31 protein-coding genes are annotated in these 25,421 nt (G+C 41.6%); 29 read left to right on the top strand and 2 right to left on the bottom strand.

Going from position 1 to position 25,421, the window contains the following annotated elements:
• Complete coding sequence (locus UCH003_RS10850) at window positions 1-1,170, top strand: S41 family peptidase (protein ID WP_060826526.1); 1,170 nt, start codon at window positions 1-3, stop codon at window positions 1,168-1,170.
• Between the two features lie 46 nt (window positions 1,171-1,216).
• Here the strand turns inward: UCH003_RS10850 and UCH003_RS10845 are convergent, their stop codons facing one another.
• On the bottom strand, window positions 1,217-2,254 hold the full coding sequence (locus tag UCH003_RS10845; protein ID WP_060826525.1) for a chemotaxis protein CheX: 1,038 nt from the start codon (window positions 2,252-2,254) through the stop codon (window positions 1,217-1,219).
• 135 nt (window positions 2,255-2,389) lie between these two features.
• Here UCH003_RS10845 and UCH003_RS10840 point away from each other — a divergent pair, with 135 nt between their 5' ends.
• The 28 genes from UCH003_RS10840 to UCH003_RS10705 all read left to right on the top strand — a co-directional run bounded on the left by UCH003_RS10840 (window position 2,390) and on the right by UCH003_RS10705 (window position 24,723).
• Complete coding sequence (locus UCH003_RS10840; protein ID WP_060826524.1) at window positions 2,390-2,833, top strand: hypothetical protein; 444 nt, start codon at window positions 2,390-2,392, stop codon at window positions 2,831-2,833.
• Between the two features lie 79 nt (window positions 2,834-2,912).
• Window positions 2,913-4,358, top strand: a complete 1,446-nt coding sequence (gene pyk, locus UCH003_RS10835) for a pyruvate kinase (protein WP_060826523.1) — start codon at window positions 2,913-2,915, stop codon at window positions 4,356-4,358.
• An 85-nt stretch (window positions 4,359-4,443) separates the two neighbouring features.
• Window positions 4,444-4,752 carry a 50S ribosomal protein L21 gene (rplU, locus tag UCH003_RS10830; protein ID WP_039672274.1) on the top strand — a complete coding sequence of 103 codons (309 nt, stop codon included), beginning with the start codon at window positions 4,444-4,446 and terminating at the stop codon, window positions 4,750-4,752.
• Between the two features lie 35 nt (window positions 4,753-4,787).
• A complete protein-coding gene (rpmA, locus tag UCH003_RS10825) occupies window positions 4,788-5,048 on the top strand; it encodes a 50S ribosomal protein L27 (RefSeq protein ID WP_039672275.1) in 261 nt (86 codons plus the stop codon).
• A gap of 142 nt (window positions 5,049-5,190) precedes the next feature.
• Window positions 5,191-6,297 carry a GTPase ObgE gene (gene obgE / locus UCH003_RS10820; RefSeq protein ID WP_039672276.1) on the top strand — a complete coding sequence of 369 codons (1,107 nt, stop codon included), beginning with the start codon at window positions 5,191-5,193 and terminating at the stop codon, window positions 6,295-6,297.
• Window positions 6,278-7,045: a glutamate 5-kinase gene (gene proB, locus UCH003_RS10815; protein ID WP_060826522.1), complete on the top strand. Its 768-nt coding sequence runs from the start codon at window positions 6,278-6,280 to the stop codon at window positions 7,043-7,045. The genes obgE and proB overlap by 20 nt, the downstream gene beginning before the upstream one ends.
• 79 nt (window positions 7,046-7,124) lie before the next feature.
• Entirely contained in the window at window positions 7,125-8,045 is a 921-nt protein-coding gene (fmt, locus tag UCH003_RS10810; protein WP_060826521.1) for a methionyl-tRNA formyltransferase, read from the top strand.
• Window positions 8,026-8,661, top strand: coding sequence for a biotin--[acetyl-CoA-carboxylase] ligase (locus UCH003_RS10805; RefSeq protein WP_039672483.1), 636 nt, complete (start codon window positions 8,026-8,028; stop codon window positions 8,659-8,661). The genes fmt and UCH003_RS10805 overlap by 20 nt, the downstream gene beginning before the upstream one ends.
• Window positions 8,658-9,443 carry a ParA family protein gene (locus UCH003_RS10800; RefSeq protein WP_039672279.1) on the top strand — a complete coding sequence of 262 codons (786 nt, stop codon included), beginning with the start codon at window positions 8,658-8,660 and terminating at the stop codon, window positions 9,441-9,443. Before UCH003_RS10805 ends, UCH003_RS10800 begins: the two co-directional genes overlap by 4 nt.
• 1 nt (window position 9,444) lies before the next feature.
• Window positions 9,445-10,299 carry a ParB/RepB/Spo0J family partition protein gene (locus UCH003_RS10795; protein ID WP_041962088.1) on the top strand — a complete coding sequence of 285 codons (855 nt, stop codon included), beginning with the start codon at window positions 9,445-9,447 and terminating at the stop codon, window positions 10,297-10,299.
• A 142-nt stretch (window positions 10,300-10,441) separates the two neighbouring features.
• Complete coding sequence (locus UCH003_RS10790) at window positions 10,442-10,864, top strand: ATPase (protein WP_039672281.1); 423 nt, start codon at window positions 10,442-10,444, stop codon at window positions 10,862-10,864.
• A 9-nt stretch (window positions 10,865-10,873) separates the two neighbouring features.
• Window positions 10,874-11,386 (top strand): F0F1 ATP synthase subunit B, encoded by a 513-nt coding sequence (locus tag UCH003_RS10785; RefSeq protein ID WP_060826520.1) that lies wholly within the window; start codon window positions 10,874-10,876, stop codon window positions 11,384-11,386.
• On the top strand, window positions 11,386-11,916 hold the full coding sequence (locus UCH003_RS10780) for a F0F1 ATP synthase subunit delta (protein WP_060826519.1): 531 nt from the start codon (window positions 11,386-11,388) through the stop codon (window positions 11,914-11,916). The genes UCH003_RS10785 and UCH003_RS10780 overlap by 1 nt, the downstream gene beginning before the upstream one ends.
• 57 nt (window positions 11,917-11,973) lie before the next feature.
• The gene (gene atpA, locus UCH003_RS10775; RefSeq protein WP_060826986.1) at window positions 11,974-13,479 is read left to right on the top strand and encodes a F0F1 ATP synthase subunit alpha; all 1,506 of its coding nucleotides are present in this window, start codon (window positions 11,974-11,976) and stop codon (window positions 13,477-13,479) included.
• A gap of 9 nt (window positions 13,480-13,488) precedes the next feature.
• On the top strand, window positions 13,489-14,373 hold the full coding sequence (gene atpG / locus UCH003_RS10770) for an ATP synthase F1 subunit gamma (RefSeq protein WP_060826518.1): 885 nt from the start codon (window positions 13,489-13,491) through the stop codon (window positions 14,371-14,373).
• 34 nt (window positions 14,374-14,407) lie between these two features.
• Window positions 14,408-15,805: a F0F1 ATP synthase subunit beta gene (gene atpD / locus UCH003_RS10765; protein ID WP_060826517.1), complete on the top strand. Its 1,398-nt coding sequence runs from the start codon at window positions 14,408-14,410 to the stop codon at window positions 15,803-15,805.
• A 16-nt stretch (window positions 15,806-15,821) separates the two neighbouring features.
• Window positions 15,822-16,217 carry an ATP synthase F1 subunit epsilon gene (gene atpC, locus UCH003_RS10760; protein ID WP_039672286.1) on the top strand — a complete coding sequence of 132 codons (396 nt, stop codon included), beginning with the start codon at window positions 15,822-15,824 and terminating at the stop codon, window positions 16,215-16,217.
• A gap of 5 nt (window positions 16,218-16,222) precedes the next feature.
• Window positions 16,223-16,810, top strand: coding sequence for a MotA/TolQ/ExbB proton channel family protein (locus tag UCH003_RS10755; RefSeq protein ID WP_039672287.1), 588 nt, complete (start codon window positions 16,223-16,225; stop codon window positions 16,808-16,810).
• Between the two features lie 2 nt (window positions 16,811-16,812).
• Window positions 16,813-17,202: an ExbD/TolR family protein gene (locus UCH003_RS10750; RefSeq protein WP_370695876.1), complete on the top strand. Its 390-nt coding sequence runs from the start codon at window positions 16,813-16,815 to the stop codon at window positions 17,200-17,202.
• Window positions 17,203-17,245: 43 nt separating this feature from the next.
• Complete coding sequence (locus UCH003_RS10745) at window positions 17,246-17,986, top strand: TonB C-terminal domain-containing protein (protein WP_060826516.1); 741 nt, start codon at window positions 17,246-17,248, stop codon at window positions 17,984-17,986.
• A 4-nt stretch (window positions 17,987-17,990) separates the two neighbouring features.
• On the top strand, window positions 17,991-19,259 hold the full coding sequence (gene tolB / locus UCH003_RS10740) for a Tol-Pal system protein TolB (RefSeq protein WP_060826515.1): 1,269 nt from the start codon (window positions 17,991-17,993) through the stop codon (window positions 19,257-19,259).
• 66 nt (window positions 19,260-19,325) lie between these two features.
• A complete protein-coding gene (locus UCH003_RS10735) occupies window positions 19,326-19,829 on the top strand; it encodes an OmpA family protein (protein WP_060826514.1) in 504 nt (167 codons plus the stop codon).
• 11 nt (window positions 19,830-19,840) lie between these two features.
• Window positions 19,841-20,815 (top strand): tetratricopeptide repeat protein, encoded by a 975-nt coding sequence (locus tag UCH003_RS10730; protein ID WP_060826513.1) that lies wholly within the window; start codon window positions 19,841-19,843, stop codon window positions 20,813-20,815.
• A 113-nt stretch (window positions 20,816-20,928) separates the two neighbouring features.
• A complete protein-coding gene (locus UCH003_RS10725) occupies window positions 20,929-21,546 on the top strand; it encodes an FKBP-type peptidyl-prolyl cis-trans isomerase (RefSeq protein WP_039672293.1) in 618 nt (205 codons plus the stop codon).
• A complete protein-coding gene (locus UCH003_RS10720; protein ID WP_231964773.1) occupies window positions 21,434-22,297 on the top strand; it encodes a Fis family transcriptional regulator in 864 nt (287 codons plus the stop codon). The genes UCH003_RS10725 and UCH003_RS10720 overlap by 113 nt, the downstream gene beginning before the upstream one ends.
• A 46-nt stretch (window positions 22,298-22,343) precedes the next feature.
• Window positions 22,344-23,282: an ACP S-malonyltransferase gene (gene fabD / locus UCH003_RS10715; protein WP_060826511.1), complete on the top strand. Its 939-nt coding sequence runs from the start codon at window positions 22,344-22,346 to the stop codon at window positions 23,280-23,282.
• Window positions 23,279-23,971: a 5'-methylthioadenosine/adenosylhomocysteine nucleosidase gene (locus UCH003_RS10710; RefSeq protein WP_041962082.1), complete on the top strand. Its 693-nt coding sequence runs from the start codon at window positions 23,279-23,281 to the stop codon at window positions 23,969-23,971. The genes fabD and UCH003_RS10710 overlap by 4 nt, the downstream gene beginning before the upstream one ends.
• Window positions 23,968-24,723 carry an ATP-binding protein gene (locus UCH003_RS10705; protein ID WP_041962081.1) on the top strand — a complete coding sequence of 252 codons (756 nt, stop codon included), beginning with the start codon at window positions 23,968-23,970 and terminating at the stop codon, window positions 24,721-24,723. The genes UCH003_RS10710 and UCH003_RS10705 overlap by 4 nt, the downstream gene beginning before the upstream one ends.
• Here UCH003_RS10705 and recO read toward each other — a convergent pair.
• The gene (recO, locus tag UCH003_RS10700) at window positions 24,720-25,337 is read right to left on the bottom strand and encodes a recombination protein RecO (protein WP_041962080.1); all 618 of its coding nucleotides are present in this window, start codon (window positions 25,335-25,337) and stop codon (window positions 24,720-24,722) included. The genes UCH003_RS10705 and recO overlap by 4 nt on opposite strands.
• Between the last annotated feature and the right edge of the window lie 84 nt (window positions 25,338-25,421).

Genomic DNA, 25,421 nt, shown 5'->3' with positions numbered 1-25,421 from the left:
GTGAAAAGGTTTGTGTACGGTATGCTCGTAACGGTATCGTTGGTATGGGCACAATCTTCCAAAACGGTTACGCCGGAGGAAGCTATGCTTGCGTATCAAGAAGTCGTTAAAAAACTAAAAGACGAATTTGTTCAACCGATTGACGAAAAAAGATTGATGGACAGTTGTTTGGAGGGTATGGTTAATAGCGTTGATAAAAACGGACGCTATTTTAACGAAGAAGAGTATGAAACGCTCTATTTAAGCAATACGCCCGTAGCAGGCGTCGGGCTTTTTTTGGCGCAAAAACGACATCATATTTTTGTTAAGTCCGTCGTCGAACACTCTCCGGCGTATAAGGCCGCTTTGCAAAAAGGCGATGAAATTATTCAGGTTGGCTCCTATTTGGTACGTGATCTCAATTTTGAAGAGGTGATTGCCGAGCTAAGGGGTGCTCCCAACAGCAAAGTGAAAATAACGTTTTTAAAGCCCAATACGACCAAGCCCGTGGAAGTAACGCTCACGCGTAAAGAGGTCAATATCAACGTGGTTACGTCGTTAATGTACGAAGGAGATATCGCATACGTCAAAGTCAGTTCGTTTATGCAAGAAGGCTTCGGCGAAATGCTTGAAGATATACGTTACCTCTACGATACACAAGAACAGCGGATTAAAGGGATGGTATTGGATTTACGGGATAATCCGGGCGGCAATCTCAATATCGGTTTAGCGGTTACGGGACTGTTTTTGGAGAACGACAAACTTATTTTAAACGTTAAAAGTCGCAACAAAGACGACAAACGCTACTATAAAAACCGTTTAGAAGAGTATGAAATGAGCGATTATGCGAGTAAAATCGAAAAACTCTCGTTTCTAAAGACGGTACCGCTGATCGTATTGGTCAATCGCGACTCCGCAGGCGGCGCTGAAATCGTTGCATCGGTTTTACAAGAGTATCAACGAGCAAAAGTCATCGGAACGCCGACATACGGAAAAGATACGTTTGCGACGCTTTTCCCTTTGAGTAGTCGTGTCTCGGCAGTGAAATTTGCGACGGCCCGTTGGAGTACGCCTAAGGGAAAAAGCGTTTGGCCAAGCGGCGTCGTTCCGAATATCGAAGTCAAACCGAGCAACGACGCTTCGGAAGATAACGTCTTAGACCAAGCCTTAAGTATTTTGCATCAAAAATAACGAAAATCGCTCAATGCGGTATTTTGGATGAGTGGTGATTTGAAGCTTATTTGGTAATAAACATGTAAAACGGTTTGTTGCTAAGCTGCATATCGATCCAAACGCCGTTGGAACCGGTTGAGGCGTTGAGCGCGACGTTAGGCGATAGATAGGTTTTAGGCAGCTCAAACAAAACTTTGATCTGTTTGGTCGAGAAAATCGTTTTTGCCGAACCCGTGATAATATTGCAAAATTCGGCGACGCCGTCAGTGATTGCGGCAGTATCGTCGCTGTTGACATGTTCTCCTAGCATAGCCTCCAAAGCCGCAACAGCAAGTTCTCTTGGAAAAACTAAAAAGAACGTACCGCTAACGTCACCTTTAAATTTCATTGCCGCGATAATGACTTGAGCCGGAATCTTCTCGTTAAAAGGACGAATTTCGTGCTTGATTTTTTGTGCTTCCAATCCGGTAATCGTGACCAAGGTATTGACGGCGGTGTCGATAAAAACGGGTAAGTTGACAATCAATTGCTTTGAAAGCGACAAGTTAGGGGATGAGGGAGCGGAACTTGTTTTTTTAACCACCGTATGCGTAATGGTCATATCGTATTTTTTTGCCATCGCTTTGAGTTTAAAGTCTTCGGCATCGTAGGCATGCACGACGCTGTAGCCTAATTTGGACAGTTCGGAAGAAATTTTATCGGCGTTGTCTTTATCGGTATCGAAGAGGAGAACGCAGAGCTCTTTTTTAAACGATGAAGGATTGAAAAATAAAATAGCGACGTTAACGTTTTGAAAAAGCTGAACCGCCGTATCGGCACTCATTTGTTTGAGATGTTCAAAAGACTCTTTTTTATAATCGCCTAAAGCCGTCGGGATGTTTAAGGCTTGCGAAAGTTTTTCCAACACTTTAATCAGGTGTCCAAAAGATGCATTTTGCGTAGAGGGTGCATTTTTTAGGGAGATATAGATGCCCTTAATCCCTTTTTCTTTTAAGAGGGCATTTTGGCTGACGATCGTATTGAACAAAACCGTATTTCGGCTCTCCAAGACCGCCTCGTTATAGTCGACGATAAAAATAGCATGTTGAATCGTATGTGTCATGATGTTGTGTTCGCATTAAAGAAATGAGATGAATTTAAAACGCAAAGATAGTACCATAGAAAGCTTTTAATTTTATTGAAACAATCTGACGCTATAATTAAAATTACACAAAATAACAAGGAGGCATCGAGTGTCATGAATACGTCGTTTGAAGACATCGATGCCGCAATAAGACGCTATGTCGAAGATGAAATCGCGCATGAAATTACCCAAGAGTTAGAAGACTTGATCTTTTTCTCAAGCTATACGGTCAACTTTGACGTTTTTCAAAAAGCAACACACAAACTCAAAAAAATGGCACGGCGCCAAGCGGGATACGGCGAACACGTTTGGCGAGCGGACGTGCACAAACTAATAACACGTTACGGCCTAGACGTCGCGATACCGAGCGAACGCTATGCTTACATGTTAAAATTATTGCTGCAGGCGCAAATTCAAATCAACGAGTCGGTGATACGCCATTTTAAAGATTTATGCCAAAGAGCCCATTCTTTAGAATACCTCCAAACCCGTACCGAAGCGATTTATCGACTTTTGTTTGACGAGAAGGTATGTTCAAATCTTCAGCATGTTTTTTAGGTAGGATGAACCCTTCTCGTGATATAATTTTGTAACAATCTCAAAGTACAATAGAACTTATTTTAACGAAGGGAAAAAGATGGATAAAAAGACAAAAATCCTCGCAACCGTGGGACCGGCCAGTGACAGCGTAGAAATTTTAGAAGGTATGATTAAAGCCGGAGTGAACGTCTTTCGTCTTAATTTTAGCCACGGAAGCCATGAATACCATGCGGGAACCTTAGCCAAAATACGAGAAGCCGAGGCTAACGTCGGCAAAAAGATCGGTGTCTTGCAAGATATTTGCGGCCCAAAAATCCGCGTCGGAAAGCTCGAAGACGATTTTTATTTGGAACCGGGCGACAAGCTTTATTTTACGAAAGAGCAAATCGTCGGCAAGAAAACTGCCGAACACGGTTATACGTTATGCATTAATCAACCGCAAATTTTAGACATGCTTCAAGTGGACGAGTATATTTACCTCTATGACGGCAATATTCGCGCTAAAGTCATCGAAATCGGCGAGCATATCGTCACGGAAATCGAAAACAACGGCAAGCTCTCGTCTAATAAAGGGGTCAATTTTCCCAATACGGTCATTAACATCGAAGTCATTACGCCCAAAGACGAAGCCGACCTTGCATGGGGTGCGCAAAACGGTGTGGATTTTGTAGCCGTTTCTTTCGTACAAAGTGCTAAAGATATTTTACATGCTCGCAGGATTTTAAAAGAGCATAAATCACGCGCGCACCTTTTCGCAAAAATCGAAAAATTCGACGCGGTGGAAAAAATCGACGAGATTTTAGAGGTCAGCGACGGTATTATGGTCGCACGCGGCGATTTGGGAATCGAAGTTCCGTATTACAAAGTACCGAGTATCCAAAAGAGATTGATCGCAAAAGCCAATGCGGCGTCAAAACCCGTCATTACCGCAACGCAAATGTTGCTTTCTATGGCGGAAAAAGAGATGGCGACGCGTGCGGAAATCAGCGACGTTGCCAATGCCGTTTTAGACGGAACCGACGCCGTGATGCTTTCCGAAGAGAGTGCTATCGGTAAAAATCCGATTCACGTCGTTGAGGTTATGGCCAATACGATTCGTGAAACGGAAGCGATTTATCCCTACAGCAAATTTGAAATGTATCCGTTCTTGGATGAAACCGATATTATCTCTTCATCTACGGCACGCCTTGCCGATCGCTTGGGCGTAGAAGCGATGATTTCGCTGACGAGTTCGGGTAAATCGGCCAAAAAATTGGCGCGTTATCGCATTCGTGCCGATATTTATGCCGTAACGCACGATGAGAGAACGGCGCGTTCTTTGACGATTGCATGGGGTATTAAGCCCATTATGAACATTGAAGCGAGCAACTTAAATATGATGCTCGGAAAAACGCTTCAAAAAGGAATCGAAAGAGGTTTAATCAACAAAGACAAAACCTATATCGTTACCGCAGGTTATCCGGCGGGCGTCGAGGGTAGCACGAACTTTATTCGTATTTTAAAACGCGAGCAGATTGAGTACTACACCGATATGGTTTTATAAGCTTAAGAGAGTTTTATATTGGCTTAAAGGTTTTTTAGATAAAATCCAAGCCTTAAAATAAATCTCTCCCAAGAAGGACATACGCATGTATGCAATCATTAAAAATGGCGGGAAGCAGTATAAAGTTCAAGAAGGCGACTATTTAAATGTCGACAAACTTGACGCTCAGCCACAAGAGAAAGTAGTTGTGACGGAAGTTCTTGCCGTCAATAACGGTGAACTGAAAGTGGGAAATCCATTCGTCAGCGGTGCGGAAGTAGAATTGGTCGTTGTAACTGAAGGTAAAGACAAAAAAGTCATTACGTTCAAAAAACGTAGAAGAAAAGACTCTAAAGTAAAACGCGGTTTTAGAAGACAGTATAGCAGAGTCAAAGTTGTAAGCATTAAAGCTTAACTTACACACGACGCAATAAAGATTAGGAGTAATCAATGGCTCACAAGAAAGGTCAAGGTAGTACCCAAAATAACAGAGATTCAGCAGGTCGAAGACTCGGCGTTAAAAAATTCGGCGGCGAGTTTGTCCGTGCGGGAAATATCATTATTCGCCAACGCGGAACCAAAGTACATGTAGGAAACAACGTCGGTATCGGCACGGATCATACGATTTATGCGTTAATCGACGGTTATGTTCAATTTCAACGTAAAGACAAAACACGCAATAAAGTTTCCGTTATCCCCGCTAGCTTATAATTCATCCGGTGAAGCTAAACGCTTCACCGCTTTTCTTCTTTCATAAAAATGAATGACGTTACCTCTTGTGATTATCATCGTTTACGCTTACATGTAATGATCAGAGGTATACTGACGAACTTACTATACAAAAGGTTTGACGATGTTTATCGATAATGTACTACTGACTTTAAGCTCCGGAAAGGGCGGACCGGGTTGTATCTCGTTCCGCAGGGAAAAACACGTGATCCAAGGCGGACCTGACGGCGGTGACGGTGGACGTGGAGGAAACGTCTATTTTCAAATCGATCGCAACACGCACACGCTTTCGCATTTTCGCACCAATCAACATCTTAAAGCCAAAAACGGCGAACAAGGCATGGGGCGCAAAATGTACGGAAAATCCGGCGAGCATTTAGTCTTAAGCGTACCTCCCGGAACGCAAATTATCGATGCCGAAACAGGCGAGATTTTACTTGACATGTTAGATCAAGACGAAAAACAACTGTTTCTAGAAGGCGGGCTAGGCGGATTGGGAAATACCCACTTTAAAAGCTCGACCAACCAACGTCCCGAATTTGCACAACAAGGACGCCCCGGCGTTACCCGTAACGTTCGTTTGGAATTGAAATTGATCGCCGACGTGGGATTGGTCGGATTTCCGAATGTTGGAAAATCAACCCTGATTTCGGTACTTTCCAACGCCCAGCCCGAAATTGCCAATTACGAATTTACGACCTTGACGCCAAAACTAGGCGTCGTCGTAACCGAAGATTACCGTTCGTACGTGATGGCGGATATTCCGGGGATTATCGAAGGAGCAAGCGAAGGCAAAGGTCTTGGAATCGATTTTTTGCGTCATATCGAACGTACGCAGTTTTTACTGTTTATGATCGATTTGGCCAATTACCGTGATTTAAAAGAGCAATATTTTACCCTCAAAGAAGAGCTGGAAAAATTTTCCGAAGAACTCTCTTCCCGAAATTTTGCGATTGCATTGACGCGTTGCGATACGATGAGCGTGGAAGAAGTCAACGAAAAAGTCGATTCTTTTTTGAGTTTATTGCGCTTAGAGCCCAACAGGGGTGCGGATAAATACAAAGTACGTGAAGATTTACATGCGTATGCTCAAGACGTTTATGAAAGAGACGCCGCATTGCCGTTTTTCGTGATGCCGATCTCTTCCGTTTCAAAAATAAATATCGATGCGGTGAAATACGCATTATCAGATGTTATAACAAAGGTTCGTGATGAAAAGAGTCGTCGTTAAGGTCGGTACGCACGTACTAAGCGAAAACAATCGCTTGTGTAAGGAGCGCATTTTAAATTTAGTCGAGTTTTTAGTCGCTTTAATGCAAAAATATGAAGTCATTTTGGTCTCTTCGGGAGCCGTTGCGGCAGGGCATTCTCTTTTAAAATTGGATAAAAACCTTTTGCACAATCGCCAAGCCATCGCCGCGGTCGGGCAGCCGCAATTGATGGCGACGTACAACAAAAAATTGGAAAAATTCGGCAAAAACGGTGCTCAGCTTTTGCTCACGGCGGATGATTTTGACTCAAGAAAACGCTGCTATCACGCCAAGTGTACGATCGATACGCTCCTTCAAAACGGCATTTTACCCATCATTAATGAAAACGACGCTACGGCAACCGAAGAGTTGGTCTTCGGCGATAACGATCAACTCTCTTCGCGCGTTGCATACTATTTCGGAGCCGACATGTTAGTATTACTTTCCGACATCGACGGCTATTACGATAAAGATCCGCATCAATACGAAGACGCCAAAATGCGAAAAGTCGTACACGCGATTGAACCTTCCGAGCTAGAAGTTGAAAAAGCGGCACATTACGCTTTTGCTACCGGCGGCATCGCCACCAAACTGAAAGCCGCCCACTTTTTATTGGAACATCGAAAATCGATGTTTATCGCTAGCGGTTTTGATTTGAGCGACGTGAAAAGCTTTATGCTTGATGGTGCCCATAAAGGCGGAACACTCTTTACATGTGAAAACCGTTAAATCAAAGTGAATTTTTTCACTTTGATAGGTTGGGAACCGAAGCATGTATGTGAAGAATGAACCTATGCGAAGGAATACAATGCGAATTGTTTTTATGGGAACGCCTGCGTATGCGACACGAATTTTAGAAGCATTGATGCAAGCTATCGAGTATGACATTGTTTTATTGGTGACACAAGAAGACAAACCCGTGGGACGTAAACAAATTTTGACGCCTCCGGATACGAAAGCATGGGCACAAGAGCATTTTCCAAATCTTGAAATTTATCAACCCAAACACCTACGAAACGACGAAGCGGTCTCTAAAATTGCCGCTTGTCGTGCGGATTTTATCATCGTCGCGGCGTACGGACAAATTTTACCTGCATCGATTTTAGCGTTGGCTCCGTGTATTAACCTGCACGCATCGCTTCTTCCCAAATACCGAGGCGCAAGCCCGATTCAATCTACTTTGTTAGCCGACGAAACTTATGCTGGCGTGACGTCGATGCTGATGGAAGAGGGGCTTGATACGGGAGCGATGCTTGGATTTTCATACTTACATGTTAAACCTAAGGACACGTCCGAACATCTGTTTGAAGCGTTATCGGATGCGGCGGCGTCTTTAACGCTAAAGACGTTAGCTCATTTTGAGCAACTCCAGCCGTGGAAGCAAGTTGATGCCGAGATGACGCATTGTCGCAAAATCAAAAAAGAAAACGGTTTGGTTTCATGGCACGAAAAAGCGCAAACGCTGATGTGCAAATACCGTGCGTTTACGCCTTGGCCGGGCATTTATCTGGCATCGGGATTGAAACTGACGGAGCTTTCGTTAATCGACGCGGCAGGCAAAAACTCCCGCATCGGGTGCATTGAACGCATTACGAACGAAGGCGTTGTCGTAGGGTGTGCCCAAGGTTCGCTTTTGATTTCAAAAGTACAACCCTCTTCCAAAAACGCAATGCCTGTTTTGGATTATATTCGCGGAAAAAGGCTGACATGTGGTGATTCAATGGTTTGAGCGTATCGATTCGACGCACCGTTATTTGATCTCTAAACTTCGCGAAGGTACACTTCTTGCACCTTATGCGATCGGTGCCGTTGAGCAAACAGACGGTATCGGGAGTCGAGGCAATGCGTGGCAAGGCGGAAAAGGAAACTTTTTTTTCTCCTTTTGTGTAGAAGAGAAACAGTTACCCGAAGATTTACCGCTTGCTTCCGTTTCCATCTATTTTTCTTCTTTAGTGAAGCATATTTTAGAGGAACAAGGCTCGCACGTATGGTTAAAATGGCCGAATGATTTTTACCGAAGCGAGAAAAAAATCGGCGGATTGATTACGACGAAAATCGCCGGTACGATCGTCGGCTCAATAGGCCTGAATATCAGCTATGCACCCGAAAATTTTGATGTTTTAGACATCGATATCGCACCTCAAATTCTGGCTGAACGTTTGATGCAAGAGGTTGAGAAAAAAATATCGTGGAAGAAAGTTTTTAGTAAATATAAGATAGAATTTGACAAAAATCGAAAGTTTTCTTTCCATTTAGACGGCAAATTGGTCTCTTTGAACGATGCGGTATTGTGTGATGATGGCTCTATCGAGCTAGAAAATAAAAAGGTGTATAGTTTACGATGAGTGAGATTATAGCGATAGCAAATCAAAAAGGCGGCGTGGGTAAAACGACGACCGCTATTAATTTGGCTGCCTCTTTAGCCGTTGCCGAAAAGCGCGTGTTGTTGATCGATATTGACCCTCAAGCCAATGCTACGACGGGGCTCGGTTTTCACAGAAGTGACTACGAGTACAATATATATCATGTTTTAATCGGCCGAAAGCGACTCTCGCAAGTCATACTGGAAACTTCGCTTTCGACGTTACATGTAGCACCTTCTAACATCGGGCTCGTGGGTGTCGAAAAAGAGTTTTACGATAACAACACTAAAGGTAGAGAGCTTATTTTGAAAAATAAAATCGAAGAGATCAGCGATCAGTACGATTATATCATCATCGATTCGCCGCCGGCATTAGGAAGCATTACGATCAATGCTTTAAGTGCCGCCAATTCCGTTATTATTCCGATTCAATGCGAATTTTTCGCATTAGAAGGTTTAGCGCAATTGCTCAATACCGTGAAATTAATTAAAAAAACCATTAACCCTACGCTTGAAATCAAAGGGTTTTTACCGACGATGTACAGTACGCAAAATAATCTTTCGAAGCAGGTTTTTGCCGACTTGAAAGAACACTTTAAAAGTAAACTGTTCGTCGACAAAGAAAACGCTTCATACGTCGTTATTCCGCGTAATATTAAGTTGGCGGAATCTCCGAGTTTCGGTAAACCGATTATCTTATACGACGTCGAATCTCCCGGCTCCAAAGCGTATCAAACGCTCGCCAATTCGATTTTAGTGAGTTAATATGAGCAGTGCGAAGAAAGTTTTAGGTCGAGGGCTGAGTGCTATTATTGAAGACGTTGAAGAGGCGTATAAGCAAGATATCGAACAGGCAAAAGATTTAGTCCGCGAAATCGATATTGAACGCATTACGCCCAATCCGTATCAACCGAGAACCCATTTTAACGAGGTCGCTCTTAAAGAGCTCAGCGAATCGATCAAACGCCACGGTTTATTGCAACCGATTATCGTCGTGGCAAAAGACGACGCTTACATGTTACTCGCAGGAGAACGTCGTTTACGCGCCAGCAAATTAGCGGGCTTGACGAAAATTAAGGCGATCGTTGCCGATATCGAGTCTAAAAACCTCCGCGAATTGGCATTGATCGAAAATATCCAAAGAGAAGATTTAAATCCTGTCGAGTTAGCCATTGCGTATAAAGAGCTGATCGAAGAGTATAAAATTACGCAAGAGGGTCTTTCGGAAATTATTCATAAAAGTCGTACTCAAATTACCAACACGATTCGTCTGCTCAGTTTGAGCGAACAAACCAAAAAATACCTCTCGGAGGGCATTTTGTCGCAAGGGCATGCTAAAGTCTTGGTCGGACTCGATAGCAAAGACGAAGCGACGATCGTCAATACGATCTTGGGACAAAAACTAAGCGTTCGCGAAGCCGAAGCGTTAATTAAAAAATTGAAAAACGGCGAAGAGACGGTTGTGCCGGCAAAAAGTGTTCGTAGTGCCCCCGAAGAACTACAAACGCTTCAAAAACGATTGGACGAATTAGGGTTTAAGGCCGTCGCAAAAAATAATAGCATTACGATTCATTTTAATAACGGCAAAGCAATTGATACCTTTTTTGAATTTTTAAAATAATTGAATTAGTTTTTGGCCTTAATTTAATAAACTATTTTCCTTGGCTGTGATAAAATTCGCGCAGATTTTACCGTGGCCGCTTGATAGATAGCAAAAAATCTACAAAAATGAGACTGATCTCGAACTTAAAGGAGCAAGAAATATGTTGGATATTATCCCGGCGCTATTACTGACGACCGGAACTGTATTTTTAGTTTTGTTGGTGATTTTGAACAAAACTCTCTACAAACCCCTTTTAGAATTTATCGACAATCGTAATAATTCTATTAATCGTGATTTAGAGAATGCAGGGAAAAATGCCAGTGACGTTGTCGCATATTACCAAGAAATCGAAAGCATTTTATCCGAAGCCAAAATCGAGGCGGCCAAGATAAGAGAAGCCGCGTTGAGCGAAGCAAAAGAAAAAGCCCTCAAACGTATCGAGCAAAAAAAGAGCGATCTTGACGTCGAAAACGCAACGTTTTTGAAAACGCTTGAAACGGAAAAAGAAGAATTCAAAGCAGGCTTATTAGCACAAAAAGCTCTTTTCAAAGAGACGATTGCCGCTAAATTGAGTCATATCTAAGGAGAAAAGATGTTCAAATATCTTTTAATGTGTGTTGCTCCGATAGCGCTTTTGGCAAGTGGAGGCGCGCATAGCGGCTCGACCGATATTATCCCTAGAGCGATTAACTTTTTGATTTTTGCCGCTATTTTATACTACTATATTGCCGAACCTGCAAAGCAGTGGTATTTAGGACGCAAAAACGAGATAGCGGACAAATTAGACTCAATTCAAGTCAAACTTAAAGAGTCTCATAGTAAAAAAGAGACGGCTTTGGCAAAAGTCGAAGAAGCGAAAGTTAATGCCAGAGCATTGGTTGAAACGGCAAAAAAAGAAGCGGTTCTCTTAAGTGAAAAAGTATCTCTCGAAGCTGATCAAGAGATCACAAATCTTGAAAAAGCGTTTCAAGATCGCACGACGATTGAACGACGCAAAATGCAACGCGTTATCGTCAGTGAAATTTTAGACGAAGTGTTCCAAGAGGGCTCTATTTCTCTGGATAATAACGAAATCGTCAAAATCGTTAGTAAAAAGGTTGCCTAATGAGCGGAGCAATAGCAAAAAAATACGTTAACGCTTTAATCGGCAGTTGTAACGATGCAGAATTGATCGAAATCACGGCTTCTTTGGTTCAGCTAGAAGCGGCGTTTGATTTAGAAAAATTTAATCATATTATTCTCTCTCCGGATGTCAATGCGCAAGCAAAAGAGTCGTTGGTACTCTCTTTGGTTGAGAACGGTAGCGATAAATTGAAAAACTTCATGAAGATCGTCAGCCGTAACGACCGTTTAAGCCTTATACCCTTAATGGCGAAAGAACTTAAATATCAACTCTCTTTAAAAAACAATACTTATGAAGGCAAAATCTTAACGAACTTTGCGGTTAGCCCTTCTCAAGTAGGAGAGTTGGAATCAAATTTCAGTAAAAAATTTAATGCAACAATCAAATTAGCGGCACAACAAGAACAATATCCGGGCATTAAAATAGAGTTGGACGATCTTGGCGTTGAAGTAAGCTTTTCGTTAGAGCGTTTGAAAGCTCAAATGACAGAGCATATTTTAAAAGCAATTTAAATTCAAAATTAAGAATATAGATAAAAGAAAGTGAAGGAGTAGTTTGTGGGAGCAAAAATGAAAGCTGACGAAATCAGTTCTATCATTAAAGAACGTATCGAAAACTTTGAACTCAATGTCGACATCGAAGAGACGGGAAAAGTTATTTCCGTTGCCGACGGTGTTGCCAACGTTTACGGTTTAAAAAATGTTATGGCCGGTGAAATGGTCGAGTTTGAGAGCGGCGAAAGAGGTATGGCTCTTAACCTTGAAGAATCAAGCGTCGGTATCGTTATTCTCGGTAGCGGTAGCGAAATTAAAGAGGGCTCTTCCGTTAAACGTTTAGGGAAACTTTTACGCGTTCCCGTCGGTGAAGCACTCGTCGGACGCGTTGTCAACGCATTAGGCGATCCTATCGATGCCAAAGGACCGATTGCAACGACGGAAACTCGATTCGTCGAAGAAAAAGCACACGGTATTATGGCACGTAAATCAGTTCATGAACCGCTTCAAACGGGTATTAAAGCGATTGATGCTCTTGTTCCGATCGGACGAGGACAAAGAGAGTTAATTATCGGCGATAGACAAACCGGTAAAACGACGATTGCCGTTGATACGATTATTAACCAAAAAGGTCAAGACGTTATTTGTATTTACGTTGCGATTGGACAAAAACAATCTACCGTAGCACAAGTCGTTAAAAAATTAGAAGAACACGGTGCTATGGCGTACACGATCGTTGTTAACGCAAGTGCTTCCGAATCTGCGGCAATGCAATTCTTGGCACCGTATGCAGGTGTTTCAATGGGTGAATATTTTAGAGACAGCGCACGCCATGCATTGATTATTTACGATGATCTCTCAAAACATGCGGTTGCTTACCGTGAAATGTCTTTGATTTTACGCCGTCCTCCGGGTCGTGAAGCGTATCCCGGCGATGTTTTCTATCTCCACTCTCGTTTGTTGGAACGAGCGGCAAAAGTCAATGATGAACTCGGTGCGGGTTCATTAACGGCACTTCCGATTATTGAGACACAAGCGGGCGACGTATCGGCATACATTCCTACGAACGTTATTTCGATTACGGATGGTCAAATTTTCTTGGAATCGGATCTTTTTAACTCCGGTATTCGTCCCGCAATCAACGTTGGTCTTTCCGTATCACGCGTCGGCGGTGCGGCTCAGATTAAAGCAACGAAACAAGTTGCCGGTACTTTAAGACTTGATCTTGCGCAATACCGCGAGCTCCAAGCGTTTGCACAATTTGCAAGCGATCTTGACGAATCAAGCCGTAAACAATTGGAACGCGGTCAAAGAATGGTGGAAGTGTTAAAACAACCTCCGTATGCACCGATTGCCGTTGAAAAACAAATTTTGATTATTTTTGCCGGTGCAAAAGGTTACCTTGATAGCATCGATCTTAAATCTGTCGGTCGTTTCGAAACGGAACTCAATTCTTACGTCGAAGCAAAATACCCTGAAATTTTTGAACAACTCAAAGCGAAAAAAGCCATCGACAAAGAGTTAGAAGAACTATTACATAAGGCACTAGGCGAGTTCAAAGCGACGTTTGCAGTCAAGTAAGGATAAGCTATGGCAAACCTTAAAGAAATAAAACGAAAAATCAAGAGTGTTCAAAATACTCAAAAGACAACGCGTGCTATGAAGCTCGTTTCAACGGCAAAGTTGAAGCGAGCGGAAATGGCCGCTAAACAATCTCGTGTTTATGCGATTAAAATTAACGAAGTCCTCTCTGAGATAGCGTATAAAATTAATCAATATAAAAACGGTGCGGTTGAAAGTCGTTTTTTTGATAAAGATGAGACACCTAAAATCGTTGACGTGATTTTTGTAACGGCGGATAAAGGTTTGTGCGGCGGCTTTAATATTCAAACGATTAAAGCGGTTCGTAAACTTTTGAGTGAGTATGCAGACCAGAAGATAACGGTTCGTTTGCATGCCGTAGGCCGTAAAGGTATCGCTTTTTTTAATTTCCAAGGGATTGAATTACACACTTCGTATGCCGGAGTAAGCTCGTCTCCAAGTTATGAAAAAGCGCAAGAAATTGTTCAAAAAGCAATTCAAGATTTTATCGATAAAAAAACGGATAAAGTGATTTTAGTGCATAACGGATATAAAAATATGATCTCGCAAGAGCTCAAAGTGGTTGACGTCGTTCCGGTCGATTCACCGCTTGAAGTTCTTGAAACAAACTCTCTCATGGAATTAGAACCTGATGAGAGCGGCGAAGAAATTTTAGATTCGTTGTTACAAAAATACTTTGAGTATAACATGTACTATGCATTGATCGATTCATTAGCGGCAGAACATAGTGCTAGAATGCAAGCAATGGAAAATGCAACCAATAATGCCAAAGAGCGTGTTAACGTTTTGACGTTAGCGTACAATAAAGCACGACAAGAGTCTATTACCACTGAATTGATTGAAATTATCAGTGGTGTAGAGTCTATGAAATAAATTGTTTTGTGAAAAAATATAAGGAGAATATTCAATGAATGGATTAATTAGCCAGGTTATGGGTCCAGTTGTTGACGTCGATTTTAATGGCTACCTTCCAAAAATCAATGAAGCGATTGAAGTAAATTTTGATGTTGAAGGCAAGAAACAAAAATTAATTCTTGAAGTAGCGGCACATTTAGGCGACAACAGAGTTCGAACAATTGCAATGGATATGAGTGAGGGTTTAACACGAGGACTTGAAGTCAAAGCACTCGGCAACCCTATCCAAGTCCCGGTAGGTGAGGAAGTTTTAGGACGTATTTTTAACGTTGTCGGTGATATTATCGATCAAGGACCTGACGTTACATGTAAAACGAAATGGTCAATCCACAGAGAACCGCCAAAATTTGAAGAACAAAGTACCAAATCAGAAATTTTTGAAACGGGTATTAAAGTTGTTGACCTCCTTGCTCCATATGCAAAAGGCGGTAAAGTAGGCTTATTCGGTGGTGCCGGTGTCGGTAAAACCGTCATTATTATGGAGCTTATCCACAACGTTGCATTTAAACACAGCGGCTATTCAGTATTTGCAGGTGTTGGTGAAAGAACCCGTGAAGGAAACGATCTTTATCATGAAATGAAAGAATCTAACGTTTTGGATAAAGTTGCGCTTTGCTACGGTCAAATGAGTGAACCACCGGGAGCACGTAATCGTATTGCACTTACGGGTCTTACGATGGCTGAATATTTCCGTGACGAAATGGGTCTTGACGTATTGATGTTCATCGATAATATCTTCCGTTTTTCCCAATCAGGTGCAGAGATGTCTGCGCTTCTTGGACGTATCCCTTCAGCCGTTGGTTACCAACCGACCCTAGCAAGCGAAATGGGTAAATTCCAAGAGAGAATTACATCGACGAAAAAAGGTTCAATTACCTCCGTACAAGCGGTTTACGTACCGGCGGACGACTTGACCGATCCGGCTCCCGCAACGGTTTTTGCCCACTTAGACGCTAAAACCGTTTTGAACCGTTCTATTGCAGAAAAAGGTATTTATCCTGCGGTAGATCCTTTGGATTCTAGTTCTCGTATGTTAAGCCCTGAGATCCTAGGTGAAGAGCATTATGCGGTTTCTCGCGGTGTTCAAGCGGTACTTCAAAAATACAAAGACCTTCAAGATATTATCGCAATTCTCGGTATGGACGAACTTAGCGAAGAAGACAAAGTAACGGTTGCACGTGCTCGTAAGATCGAGAGATTTTTATCGCAACCTTTCTTCGTTGCCGAAGTTTTTACGGGAAGCCCCGGAAAATACGTTACGCTTGAAGAGTCTATTGCTGGATTTAAAGGTATCTTAGAAGGCAAATACGACGATTTACCGGAAGCCGCTTTTTATATGGTCGGCGGTATCGAAGAAGTCATAGAGAAAGCTGCAAAATTAAAAAGCTAAGAAGCAAGGTTAAATTATGAACACATTAAAATTAGAAATTGTGACTCCAGAAGGTCAAATTTTTTCTAACGATGTAAAAAGTGTTACGCTTCCGGGAAAAGAGGGTGAGTTTGGAGTTCTTCCAAACCACGCTTCTTTAGTAACGCTTTTGCAAGCGGGCGTGATTGATATTGAGCTTAAAGACGGCAATCACGACATCGTAGCTATTAACTGGGGACACAGTAAAGTCGATGAAAATTCGGTAACGGTTTTAGCCGACGGTGCTGTTTCTATCGGTGGAAGCACGGAAAGCGAAGTTGCCAAATCTTTGGAAGCGGCAAAAGCCCTTCTTAAAAGTATCAGTGATTCTGACGTTGCTATTGCTATTGCGACGGCAAAAATGGAATCTTTTGCTAAAACGAGGAAATTTTAAGACGAATGTCAGCTTTTGAATTGTTTGTGAACTTTGCCGCGAGAAGCGGCTTTTTCACATGGGTGATTATGATTTGGTTATCGATTTATTTTATTATAACGTTTGGAATCTTATTCAGTCGCTATCTTTATTTAGGATATTGGCTATCGATTGAAAAGAGTTCGCTTGAATCTATGCTGATGGGTGCAAAGAACGTTCGCGACGACTCTATCTTGCGAAAATGTTCGAATGCATCCGGCGCTTCGGAGAAACTTTTAAACGTTTGCAAAAATGTTGCGGAAAAGAATGCCACAAGCGGCTTATGGATGCTGTCTATTATAGCCTCTACAGCACCTTTTATCGGACTTTTCGGTACGGTTGTCTCTATTTTGCAAACGTTTAGCGGATTGGGACAATCGGGAAGTGCATCTTTAGGTGTTATAGCACCCGCAATTAGCGAGGCACTTGTCGCAACCGCTACAGGTATTTTCGTAGCAATTCCGGCATACAGCGCAAACCTCTTTTTACGTCGTAAAGCATACGAAGTGATTGTTTACGTGCAACGAGAAGTCGATATATTACTCTCGGCACATGAAACGAAACGAGATAGCTAATGATGAGCCAACTTGACGAAGTACCTGAGCTTAATATCACGCCTCTCGTTGATATTATGTTGGTACTTCTTGCTATTTTGATGGTAACGACACCGGCATTGGTTTATGAAGAGATGATTAAACTTCCAGACGGTAGCAAATCGTCCGTTGTCAGCAAAATGCCGGAGCTTGAGATTCGTGTCACCAAAGATAAGAAAGTGTTTATTAAAAGCGAAAGCTTTATGCTTGCAGAATTTGCGGATAGCTTTATGATGCAAAAAAGTAAATATCCTCTTAAAAGCATTGTCTATATAAAAGCCGATGAGGGGCTCTCTTATAAAGATGTTATGTTTGTTCTTAAGACGATTAAACAAGCCGGATTTACGAATGTTTCATTAGAAACGAACGGATAGTTCTGTGTCTAGCGTGAACAAATATGCCTCCGTAGGGTGGATAATGTCCATCCTCCTCTATGTTTTTTTACTTCTGGTGCTCGGTTATATTCTGGCGACTCAGCATACGACCATCAAAAATTATACTTCGAACAAAAATCCTATCAATATTGCTTTAGTCGAACGTAAAAAAAACGATTCTGAAAAGCCGAAAGAAGAGCGAAAAAAAGAAGAAGTGGAAAAACCGGTTGAAAAACCGCAGGAAAAACCGGTTGAAGAGAAAAAAGTCGTCGCTTCGTCTCCAAAAGAAACCGTCAAAAGTCAATCGCTTCGAGGACTATTTGAAGATATTAACACCTCAAAATTGCCGCCGGATGCCAAAGAACAAAAGAAAGACCAAAAACAACCGACGCGTATCAAACCGAATAAAGTAGAAGAAACAAAAGAAAAAAGCGAAAATGTTGCTTCTAAAATTGCAAATTCTCTGAACTTCGCAGAACAAAAGCATCTTACCGATATGAATAAAGGGGGCGAATACGATCCTTTTATCGGCAAAGTACAAGAAATATTGGAAGAGAATTGGCAAAAGACGGTTGATACGGAAAACGGCAATGTCGCTAAAGTTATTGTCAAAATTAGCAATACCGGTACTTTTAGTTATAAAATAGTTTCGTTAGCTTATAATAACGAGTTCAATACGAAGCTCAAAGAGTTCCTTAAGGCTATGGAAAGTACGGTTTTCCCAAAATACGAAAAGGGACCTTTGTTTGAGATGCAAGTAGAATTTAAAGATATGTTGGAGTAATCACATGTTAAAAAAAATGATAGTATGGCTATGTACGGCCTTATTCGTTTTTGCAGCCGATGCGACAGTCGAGGTTGTCAAAAAAATCGATGTTTTACCCAAAGTTGCCGTGCAAGATGCTAGTGCAAAAACAATCGATAGTGAATTGAGAAGAAGTTTTTATAAACTAATAGCCAATGACTTACGCGTCAGTAGCCATTTTAATGTTTTAGACGAATATTTGCAAAGCAGTTACGAGGGCGGTCCTCTTGAGAATTTTTTATCGGATAAAAAAGTAGATATGATCGTTCGTTTTAATATTGTTCAAGATACCGCTAACTTGGCCGTTAACGTTAAGTTGATTAATGCGAGGACGGGAAGCACGACATTTGAAAAAGCGTATAATCTCAGCGATAAAAAACGCTATCCGTTTTTAGCACATCGAGTCGTTATCGATGTGAACGATCAAACCGGTTCACCGTCGATTGCATGGATGGAACAATCGGTTATTTTTGCAAAATATACGGATGCAAAAAAAAGTGAAATCGTTATATCCGATTACACGCTTAATTATCAAAAAGTTATGGTATCGGGCGGCTTAAATGTTTTCCCTAAATGGGCAAATAAAGAGCAAAGTGCTTTTTTCTATACTTCCTATAGCGGTGCTGAACCGACCGTCTATAAATTTGATTTACGATCGGGCAGCCGATCCAACATCATTTCAAGCCCCGGTATGATCGTATGTTCTGATGTCTCCCAAGACGGCAATAAGCTTTTACTGACGATGGCACCTAAAGATCAACCGGATATTTATCTCTACGATTTGAGAACCAAGAAAATCCAAAAAATAACAGAGTATTCGGGTATAGACGTTAACGGCAATTTTATCGACAATGATACACGTATTGCCTTCGTTTCCGACCGTTTAGGTAACCCTGACATTTTTGCACAAGGTCTTAACGATAAAAGTTTTGAAAAACTTGTTTATCACGGAAAAAATAAAAATTCGATTTCAACATACGATAATTATATTGTGTATTCCAGTAGGGAAGCAGACAGCGAATTCGGTCGAAATACCTTTAATCTTTACTTGATTTCAACGAAAACAGACTATTTACGCCAATTAACGGCAACAGGTGAAAATTTATATCCGCGTTTTGCGAAAGATCCTGATACAATTATGTTTATAAAACAGTTTGGAAATCAGAGTGCATTGGGGATAATTCGCCTTAGTGCTAACAAAACGTATCAGTTTGCATTGAAAACTGGTAAATTACAGTCGTTAGACTGGTGATTTTTTAAAAAAAATATGCTATAATTCCGAAGTTTTTAAAATTGAACTTTTACAAAGGATCTAATAATGGGTAAATTAGCTTTAACAAGCTTAGCGGTAGCGGTTTTGGTTTTAACAGGTTGTAGCCAAAAAAGTCCAGAAGTCGATATGACTAAAAACTCTGGCGACACAAAAGGTGCAGCAGTTAATGACGGTATGAGTGCTCTTCAAAAATTGATTGCTTCTTTAGAGGCTAACTCTAAAAAAATCTATTTTGATTTTGACAAATACAATATCAGAAAAGATCAACAAGCAAACATCGATGCAAATGCTGCATTGTTCAATTCAGCTGAAGCTAAAAGCTTTTCAATCAAAGTCGAAGGTAACTGCGACGAATTCGGTACAGACGAATACAACTACGCACTTGGTCTTAAAAGAGCAAAAAGCGTTAAAGACGGTTTAGTTGCTAAAGGTATGGTTGCAGACAGAATTACCGTTGTTAGTTACGGTGAGAGCAATCCTGCGTGCAGCGAGCACAACAAAGATTGTTGGGCACAAAACAGAAGAGCAGAATTCAAAGTACTTCCATAATTTCTGCTTGAATGAAAAAACAGATTCTTTTATATTCACTAGCACTACTACCCGTAGTAGTGCTAGCGAGTGAACCCTCCGCTTTCGGAAGTTATGACTCATCTTCTAGCCCAAGTTCTACTTCTAGTTCTTCGGTTAACAACTCAACGTATAGTATTACGTCTTCCGATGTCGTAACTCCTTCTAATACGCAAAAAACGGAAAAGACAGCTCCGACACCTTCTTCATCAAAGTCTACTGCCGTCTTTAGCGGCAATAATAATGCTAATAATGCGGAACAATACGAAATTTTGCGCTCTGTCATGGATAGCTATGAAACGAAAATTGCTAAACAAGATGAGCGTATACGCAAGCTTGAAGAAGAAAATCAAAAGCTTCAAGGCATTAAAGAGTATGTGGAAGAGAGTCGAAGAATTCAAAATGAAAATCAGGAAAAAATTAAAACCGTCGTCAGCGAATTGGGCTCTTTAATTGATTCTATTAATAAAAATTACGTTCCGAAAGAAAAATTTGATCAGTTAGCCAATGAAGTACACGGTAATAAATCCTCTTCAAAGGTGACGCCTGCAGCCAATGAGTCTTCTAAAAAAGAGACTTCAAACGATGCAGCAGCTGCTGTTTCTGCGAAAGCATTAGCGGGCAAAGATAGCGCGACGTTGCTCAAGGAAGCCGACGATTTGTATGCAAAAAAATCTTATAATGATGCACAAACTTATTACAAAGAATTGCTCAATAGGAATTATAAGCCGGCAAAAGTCAATTTTACGCTAGGCGAAATTGCATATACTCAAAAAGCCTATTCCGGTGCGATCGAATACTACAAAGCAAGCATTGCCTTGCATGACAAAGCCGCTTATATACCGACTTTATTGTATCACACGGGTTCTTCTTTCGATAAACTCGGCAAAGGTAAAGAAGCGCAAAGTTTTTATAAAGCACTGAAAGAAAACTATCCTACCTCTCCTGAAGCAAAAAGCGTCAAATAACGTTTTTTTAATCAATTCATTGTTTAAAAAATAACCTATTCGTCTACTCTTCTAAGGGCATATAAAACTAATTTATGCTACAATCAGCCGTTATTAGAATTAAGGGAGAAATTATGAGTATTCAAGATAATCAAGTAGTCTCAATTCATTATGAACTAAAAAGTGTTGATAATGGCGAGATTTTGGATAGCAACTTACAAGGTGCCCCCCTTTCTTTTATCGTTGGAAAAGGTCAAATTATTCCAGGGTTAGAAGAAAAAATTAAAGGTTTAAAAGCCGGCGAGAGTGCTAACATAGAAGTTGCTGCAGCCGATGCATACGGTGTTTACGATGAAAATGCCGTTCAAACGCTCCCAAAAGAGCAATTCGCAGGACTTGAACTAAACGTCGGTATGACGCTTTATGGACAAGGTGAACACGGCGAAACGGTACAAGTGATTGTGAAAAGTTTTAACGACGAAACCGTAGAAATTGATTTTAATCACCCTTTAGCGGGACAAGACCTTTTATTTGCAATTACCGTAGCAGAAGTCAGAGAGGCAACTGCCGATGAATTAGCAAACGGTTACGTCGGTCAAGCGCACAGCTGCGGATGCGGATCAGGCGGATGCGGTTCTCATGACCACGATGACGATGAATGTTGCGGCGGCCACGGTCATGAACACGGTGAAGGCGGATGCTGCGGCGGTGAAAGTCACTCTCACGGTGGCGGTTGTTGTGGATCGCACTAACTTTATAGCAAAATCTAGAGCCTCTATGGAGGCTCTTAAATCTGCAAATTTACTCAAAAGCGTCACCATTAACGCCCTTATTCTCGGTGAAAAGGGTGTAGGAAAACAGACACTAGCGCAACATATCATTGCGGCTCCCGTTGTCGATGCGACCTCTTTTAACGAGTTGTTAGCTTTAATCGAAACGCATTCGAGCCTTATTGTAAAAAACTTTCATAAAATAACCAATTATAAAAAATTAAAAGTGGCACTAGACGTCCATAAAACACGTATTATCGGTACATCGAACGTGATGCTCAGCGAGACGCTCATGGACGAATTTTTTAGCCTCAAAATCGTTTTACCGCCTTTAAGAGAACGTCTTGAAGACGTGACTGCCCTGATTGAAAAATTTGCGCTTGAAGCGCAGGCGACTTTTGACGGCGAAGCAAGCGAAATGCCTATCTTAGAAGAGATCGTTCCGGATTTAAGTAAAAACTGTTACTCTCTCAAACGTTCCGTTTACAATGCCTATTTGATGAACTCTTTCGGCGAAGCGGAAATCTTGACGATGATGGAACGTTTTTTGATGCAACGCATCGGCGGTCGAAACGATTATCGCGACTTACTCTATTTATTTGACGTCCCGATGATTAAAAGCGGCTATGCTAAGTTTGGATCGCAATTGGCGATTAGCGAAAAGTTTGGACTCAATCGCAATACGCTACGAAAAAAAATAAACGACTACAAAGACCAATTAAAAATAGATTAAAAAATGAGAGTGTACAGGATGTTTCATCCTTACATGTAAAAGGTATATGATGAAGTATATAGGAATATTTCCCGGTCAAGGAAGCCAAAAAGCCGGTATGGGCAAAGATTTTTACGATCATTCTACGCTAGCGAAAGAGATGGTTGAAGCTTCAAGCGAACGTTTAGGTTTTAATATGGCACAGTTGTTGTTTGAAGAAAACGATCGATTGGAGCAAACAGAATTTACGCAGCCCGCAATTTTACTGGTCAGTTTGATGGCGTATCGTCTATTTGCAGAACGTTTTTCTCAAACGCCCGTTTCATTTTTAGGGCATTCTTTAGGTGAATTTAGCGCTTTAAGTGCCGCCGGTGCGATGGATTATTTAGATGCGATCGAGCTTGTTCATCAACGAGGATTATTAATGAAAGAGGCATGTAAAGATCAAAATGCCGGTATGATGGCACTTTTGGGACTTGACGATGCCACGGTTGAATCTTTAACCCGTCAAATGCAATTGGACGGTAAAAAGGTTTGGACAGCAAATTATAACGGAGACGGACAAATCGTTATTGCCGGTAATAAAGCGGATTTAATCTCTATAGAGCCTCTTTTTAAAGAAGCCGGTGCTAAAAAAGCCGTCGTCCTTGCGATGTCCGTAGCGAGCCATTGCCCGATGCTCTCATCCGCACAACCGATGTTGAAGCAGTATTTAGGCCAATGGTTGCATGAAACGTTTTATGCGCCGATTATTTCTAACGTTACGGCACAAGCGTACAGCACGAAAGCAAGGGCGGAGCAATTGTTGTGTGAGCAACTTGTCTCACCCGTCAAATACAAACAATCAATCTTACATGTAGAAAACGATGCGGATTGTTTTATCGAATTCGGCGGTACGGTACTCAAAGGGCTTAATAAACGTATTTCGCAAAAACCGACGCACAGTATCGTCGATAGAAGCAGTTTAGACGAAGTGTATACTTTGCTGACAAAGGAACATGCATGAAAATAGCGATTATGGGTGCAATGTACGAAGAAATAACACCTCTTTTGGAGTTTTTTAAAACTTACGAAACGATCGAATATGCAAACAATCGTTATTATAAAGCATCTTATCAAGGGCTAGAACTCATTATCGCGTACAGTAAAATCGGTAAAGTCAACGCCAGTCTGACGGCTTCAACGTTAATCGAGAAATTCGGTGCCGAAAAATTGCTCTTTTCAGGTGTTGCAGGCGCACTCAATCCTACGTTAAAAGTCGGCGATTTGGTTGTCGCGACCCGATTAGCACAACACGATGTCGATATATCGGCTTTCGGACATCCTTTCGGATATATTCCGGAGGGGTGCGTTTACGTACAAACGGATGAAACGTTGGTTCACATCGCGCATAAAGTTGCAAAAGCGCAAGGGTTAAAGCTTGTAGAAGGCATTATTGCGACCGGCGATCAGTTTATTTGCGATTCTACGAAAAAAGAGTGGATACGCTCTACGTTTCAAGCCGATGCTACCGAAATGGAAGGGGCATCCGTCGCGGTTGTCTGCGATGCGCTTCATGTACCTTTTTGTGTCTTTAGAGCGATTAGCGATGCCGCCGATATGGATGCAGGTTTTAGTTTTGACGAATTCTTGGTCAGTTCCGCGCAAGAGAGTGCAAAATTGATTTTGGCGATGTTGGACGAATTAAAACGATGATAGAGCTCAGTAAACGTCTTTTACGCGTCGTAGGGCGTACGAATGCGCATTACGGCTTAATTCAAGAAAACGATAAACTGCTTCTAGGGCTCAGCGGGGGGAAAGATTCCCTTACGTTGGCGCATATTTTAAAACATATGCAACGCGTTGCACCTTTTCATTTCGAGTTTAAAGCCGTGACGATCGCTTACGGTATGGGCGAAGACCTTCAGACCTTACATGCGCATTGTTTAGAGCATGAAATCGATCACGAAATCGTCGATACGTCGATTTTTGAGCTAGCACAGGAGAAGATTCGTTCCAATTCTTCGTTTTGTAGCTTTTTTTCCCGTATGCGACGCGGAGCTTTGTATACGTACGCATTGAATCACGGTTACGCGAAATTAGCGTTAGCTCACCATTTGGACGATGCGGCGGAGAGCTTTTTTATGAATTTTTCCTATAACGGAGCACTGCGTTCCATGCCTCCGATTTATAAAGCGCAAAACGGACTGGTCGTGATTCGTCCGTTGATCCACGTGCGAGAGCGACAATTGCGAGAATGCGCCAAAGAACACGGTATGCCCGTTATCGGCGATGAAGCATGTCCTGCCATGCGCTTTGACGTCAAAATGCCCGTGATGCGTGCCAAAACGAAAGAGATGTTAGCGGCGATGGAAAAAGAAAATCCGGAATTGTTCGTTTCCCTCAAAAAAGCGTTTGAGAGCTTACAGGTTTCAAGCTTTTGCGATGAACGTTATTTGGATCGTTAAAACCCTTCAAGCATAATTTTCCAAAGGCTTTCGACTTCCTCGTCGTCAAACGCTATCGTGCTATGTTCTTCAAACAAGGTTTTGACATGTAAGCGTTCGAATGTTTGATTCCATGCACAATGCTTGTGCGCAGGTAAAAAAGCGCGAATCAGCGTCAAATCCTCTTTGATCGGTTCTTCACAATTAAAGCAAATCAAATCATCGTGCAATCGTCCCTCAAATCGTAAAAGTTTGCTATACGCTTCAATGGCGATGCGTTTAGGATTTTGCTTATGCCAAATATCGGCGCATGATTCTAAAAGGTCAAAATAAAAAGCATCGATAAGAGCGACATCTTTAAGGTGCAGGTAAAAAAGGCGAATGAATGCCTGCCATGCGAGCATTCGCTCACGGTGAATGTTCCAAGGCGTTCCTAAATGGAGTACCGAACGTAGTTGCGGTATCGTCGACTTGAGCGATGCGAGAGATTCAAAATCGATTTTATAGCCCAAATGAATCGTCGAATGGCGAGCGCCGTAAAAACGATAAAGGGTCTTAATACTATCGTGCGTTAAAACGACGACGATAAGATCTTCGTCTTTAACCCGCGTAATGTTGATGATATAACCTTGCATAAGCAATTTTAGCATCTCAAAAATTGAATTTTATTAAATAAAAAAATTAATTATTTTATTTTAGATATTAAATTTATTGAAAAA

The sequence above is a fragment of the Sulfurospirillum cavolei genome, from assembly GCF_001548055.1.
Classification (GTDB): domain Bacteria; phylum Campylobacterota; class Campylobacteria; order Campylobacterales; family Sulfurospirillaceae; genus Sulfurospirillum.
This window is presented reverse-complemented; position numbering and strand designations above follow the sequence as displayed.

What these genes read in the sequence shown, in the direction of transcription:
- UCH003_RS10845 (WP_060826525.1), bottom strand. Translation starts at nt 2,254, where the DNA reads ATGACACATACGATTCAACATGCTATTTTTATCGTCGACTATAACGAG.
- UCH003_RS10840 (WP_060826524.1), top strand. Translation starts at nt 2,390, where the DNA reads ATGAATACGTCGTTTGAAGACATCGATGCCGCAATAAGACGCTATGTC.
- pyk (WP_060826523.1), top strand. Translation starts at nt 2,913, where the DNA reads ATGGATAAAAAGACAAAAATCCTCGCAACCGTGGGACCGGCCAGTGAC.
- rplU (WP_039672274.1), top strand. Translation starts at nt 4,444, where the DNA reads ATGTATGCAATCATTAAAAATGGCGGGAAGCAGTATAAAGTTCAAGAA.
- rpmA (WP_039672275.1), top strand. Translation starts at nt 4,788, where the DNA reads ATGGCTCACAAGAAAGGTCAAGGTAGTACCCAAAATAACAGAGATTCA.
- obgE (WP_039672276.1), top strand. Translation starts at nt 5,191, where the DNA reads ATGTTTATCGATAATGTACTACTGACTTTAAGCTCCGGAAAGGGCGGA.
- proB (WP_060826522.1), top strand. Translation starts at nt 6,278, where the DNA reads ATGAAAAGAGTCGTCGTTAAGGTCGGTACGCACGTACTAAGCGAAAAC.
- fmt (WP_060826521.1), top strand. Translation starts at nt 7,125, where the DNA reads ATGCGAATTGTTTTTATGGGAACGCCTGCGTATGCGACACGAATTTTA.
- UCH003_RS10800 (WP_039672279.1), top strand. Translation starts at nt 8,658, where the DNA reads ATGAGTGAGATTATAGCGATAGCAAATCAAAAAGGCGGCGTGGGTAAA.
- UCH003_RS10795 (WP_041962088.1), top strand. Translation starts at nt 9,445, where the DNA reads ATGAGCAGTGCGAAGAAAGTTTTAGGTCGAGGGCTGAGTGCTATTATT.
- UCH003_RS10790 (WP_039672281.1), top strand. Translation starts at nt 10,442, where the DNA reads ATGTTGGATATTATCCCGGCGCTATTACTGACGACCGGAACTGTATTT.
- UCH003_RS10785 (WP_060826520.1), top strand. Translation starts at nt 10,874, where the DNA reads ATGTTCAAATATCTTTTAATGTGTGTTGCTCCGATAGCGCTTTTGGCA.
- UCH003_RS10780 (WP_060826519.1), top strand. Translation starts at nt 11,386, where the DNA reads ATGAGCGGAGCAATAGCAAAAAAATACGTTAACGCTTTAATCGGCAGT.
- atpA (WP_060826986.1), top strand. Translation starts at nt 11,974, where the DNA reads ATGAAAGCTGACGAAATCAGTTCTATCATTAAAGAACGTATCGAAAAC.
- atpG (WP_060826518.1), top strand. Translation starts at nt 13,489, where the DNA reads ATGGCAAACCTTAAAGAAATAAAACGAAAAATCAAGAGTGTTCAAAAT.
- atpD (WP_060826517.1), top strand. Translation starts at nt 14,408, where the DNA reads ATGAATGGATTAATTAGCCAGGTTATGGGTCCAGTTGTTGACGTCGAT.
- atpC (WP_039672286.1), top strand. Translation starts at nt 15,822, where the DNA reads ATGAACACATTAAAATTAGAAATTGTGACTCCAGAAGGTCAAATTTTT.
- UCH003_RS10755 (WP_039672287.1), top strand. Translation starts at nt 16,223, where the DNA reads ATGTCAGCTTTTGAATTGTTTGTGAACTTTGCCGCGAGAAGCGGCTTT.
- UCH003_RS10750 (WP_370695876.1), top strand. Translation starts at nt 16,813, where the DNA reads ATGAGCCAACTTGACGAAGTACCTGAGCTTAATATCACGCCTCTCGTT.
- UCH003_RS10745 (WP_060826516.1), top strand. Translation starts at nt 17,246, where the DNA reads ATGTCCATCCTCCTCTATGTTTTTTTACTTCTGGTGCTCGGTTATATT.
- tolB (WP_060826515.1), top strand. Translation starts at nt 17,991, where the DNA reads ATGTTAAAAAAAATGATAGTATGGCTATGTACGGCCTTATTCGTTTTT.
- UCH003_RS10735 (WP_060826514.1), top strand. Translation starts at nt 19,326, where the DNA reads ATGGGTAAATTAGCTTTAACAAGCTTAGCGGTAGCGGTTTTGGTTTTA.
- UCH003_RS10730 (WP_060826513.1), top strand. Translation starts at nt 19,841, where the DNA reads ATGAAAAAACAGATTCTTTTATATTCACTAGCACTACTACCCGTAGTA.
- UCH003_RS10725 (WP_039672293.1), top strand. Translation starts at nt 20,929, where the DNA reads ATGAGTATTCAAGATAATCAAGTAGTCTCAATTCATTATGAACTAAAA.
- UCH003_RS10720 (WP_231964773.1), top strand. Translation starts at nt 21,434, where the DNA reads ATGACCACGATGACGATGAATGTTGCGGCGGCCACGGTCATGAACACG.
- fabD (WP_060826511.1), top strand. Translation starts at nt 22,344, where the DNA reads ATGATGAAGTATATAGGAATATTTCCCGGTCAAGGAAGCCAAAAAGCC.
- UCH003_RS10710 (WP_041962082.1), top strand. Translation starts at nt 23,279, where the DNA reads ATGAAAATAGCGATTATGGGTGCAATGTACGAAGAAATAACACCTCTT.
- UCH003_RS10705 (WP_041962081.1), top strand. Translation starts at nt 23,968, where the DNA reads ATGATAGAGCTCAGTAAACGTCTTTTACGCGTCGTAGGGCGTACGAAT.
- recO (WP_041962080.1), bottom strand. Translation starts at nt 25,337, where the DNA reads ATGCAAGGTTATATCATCAACATTACGCGGGTTAAAGACGAAGATCTT.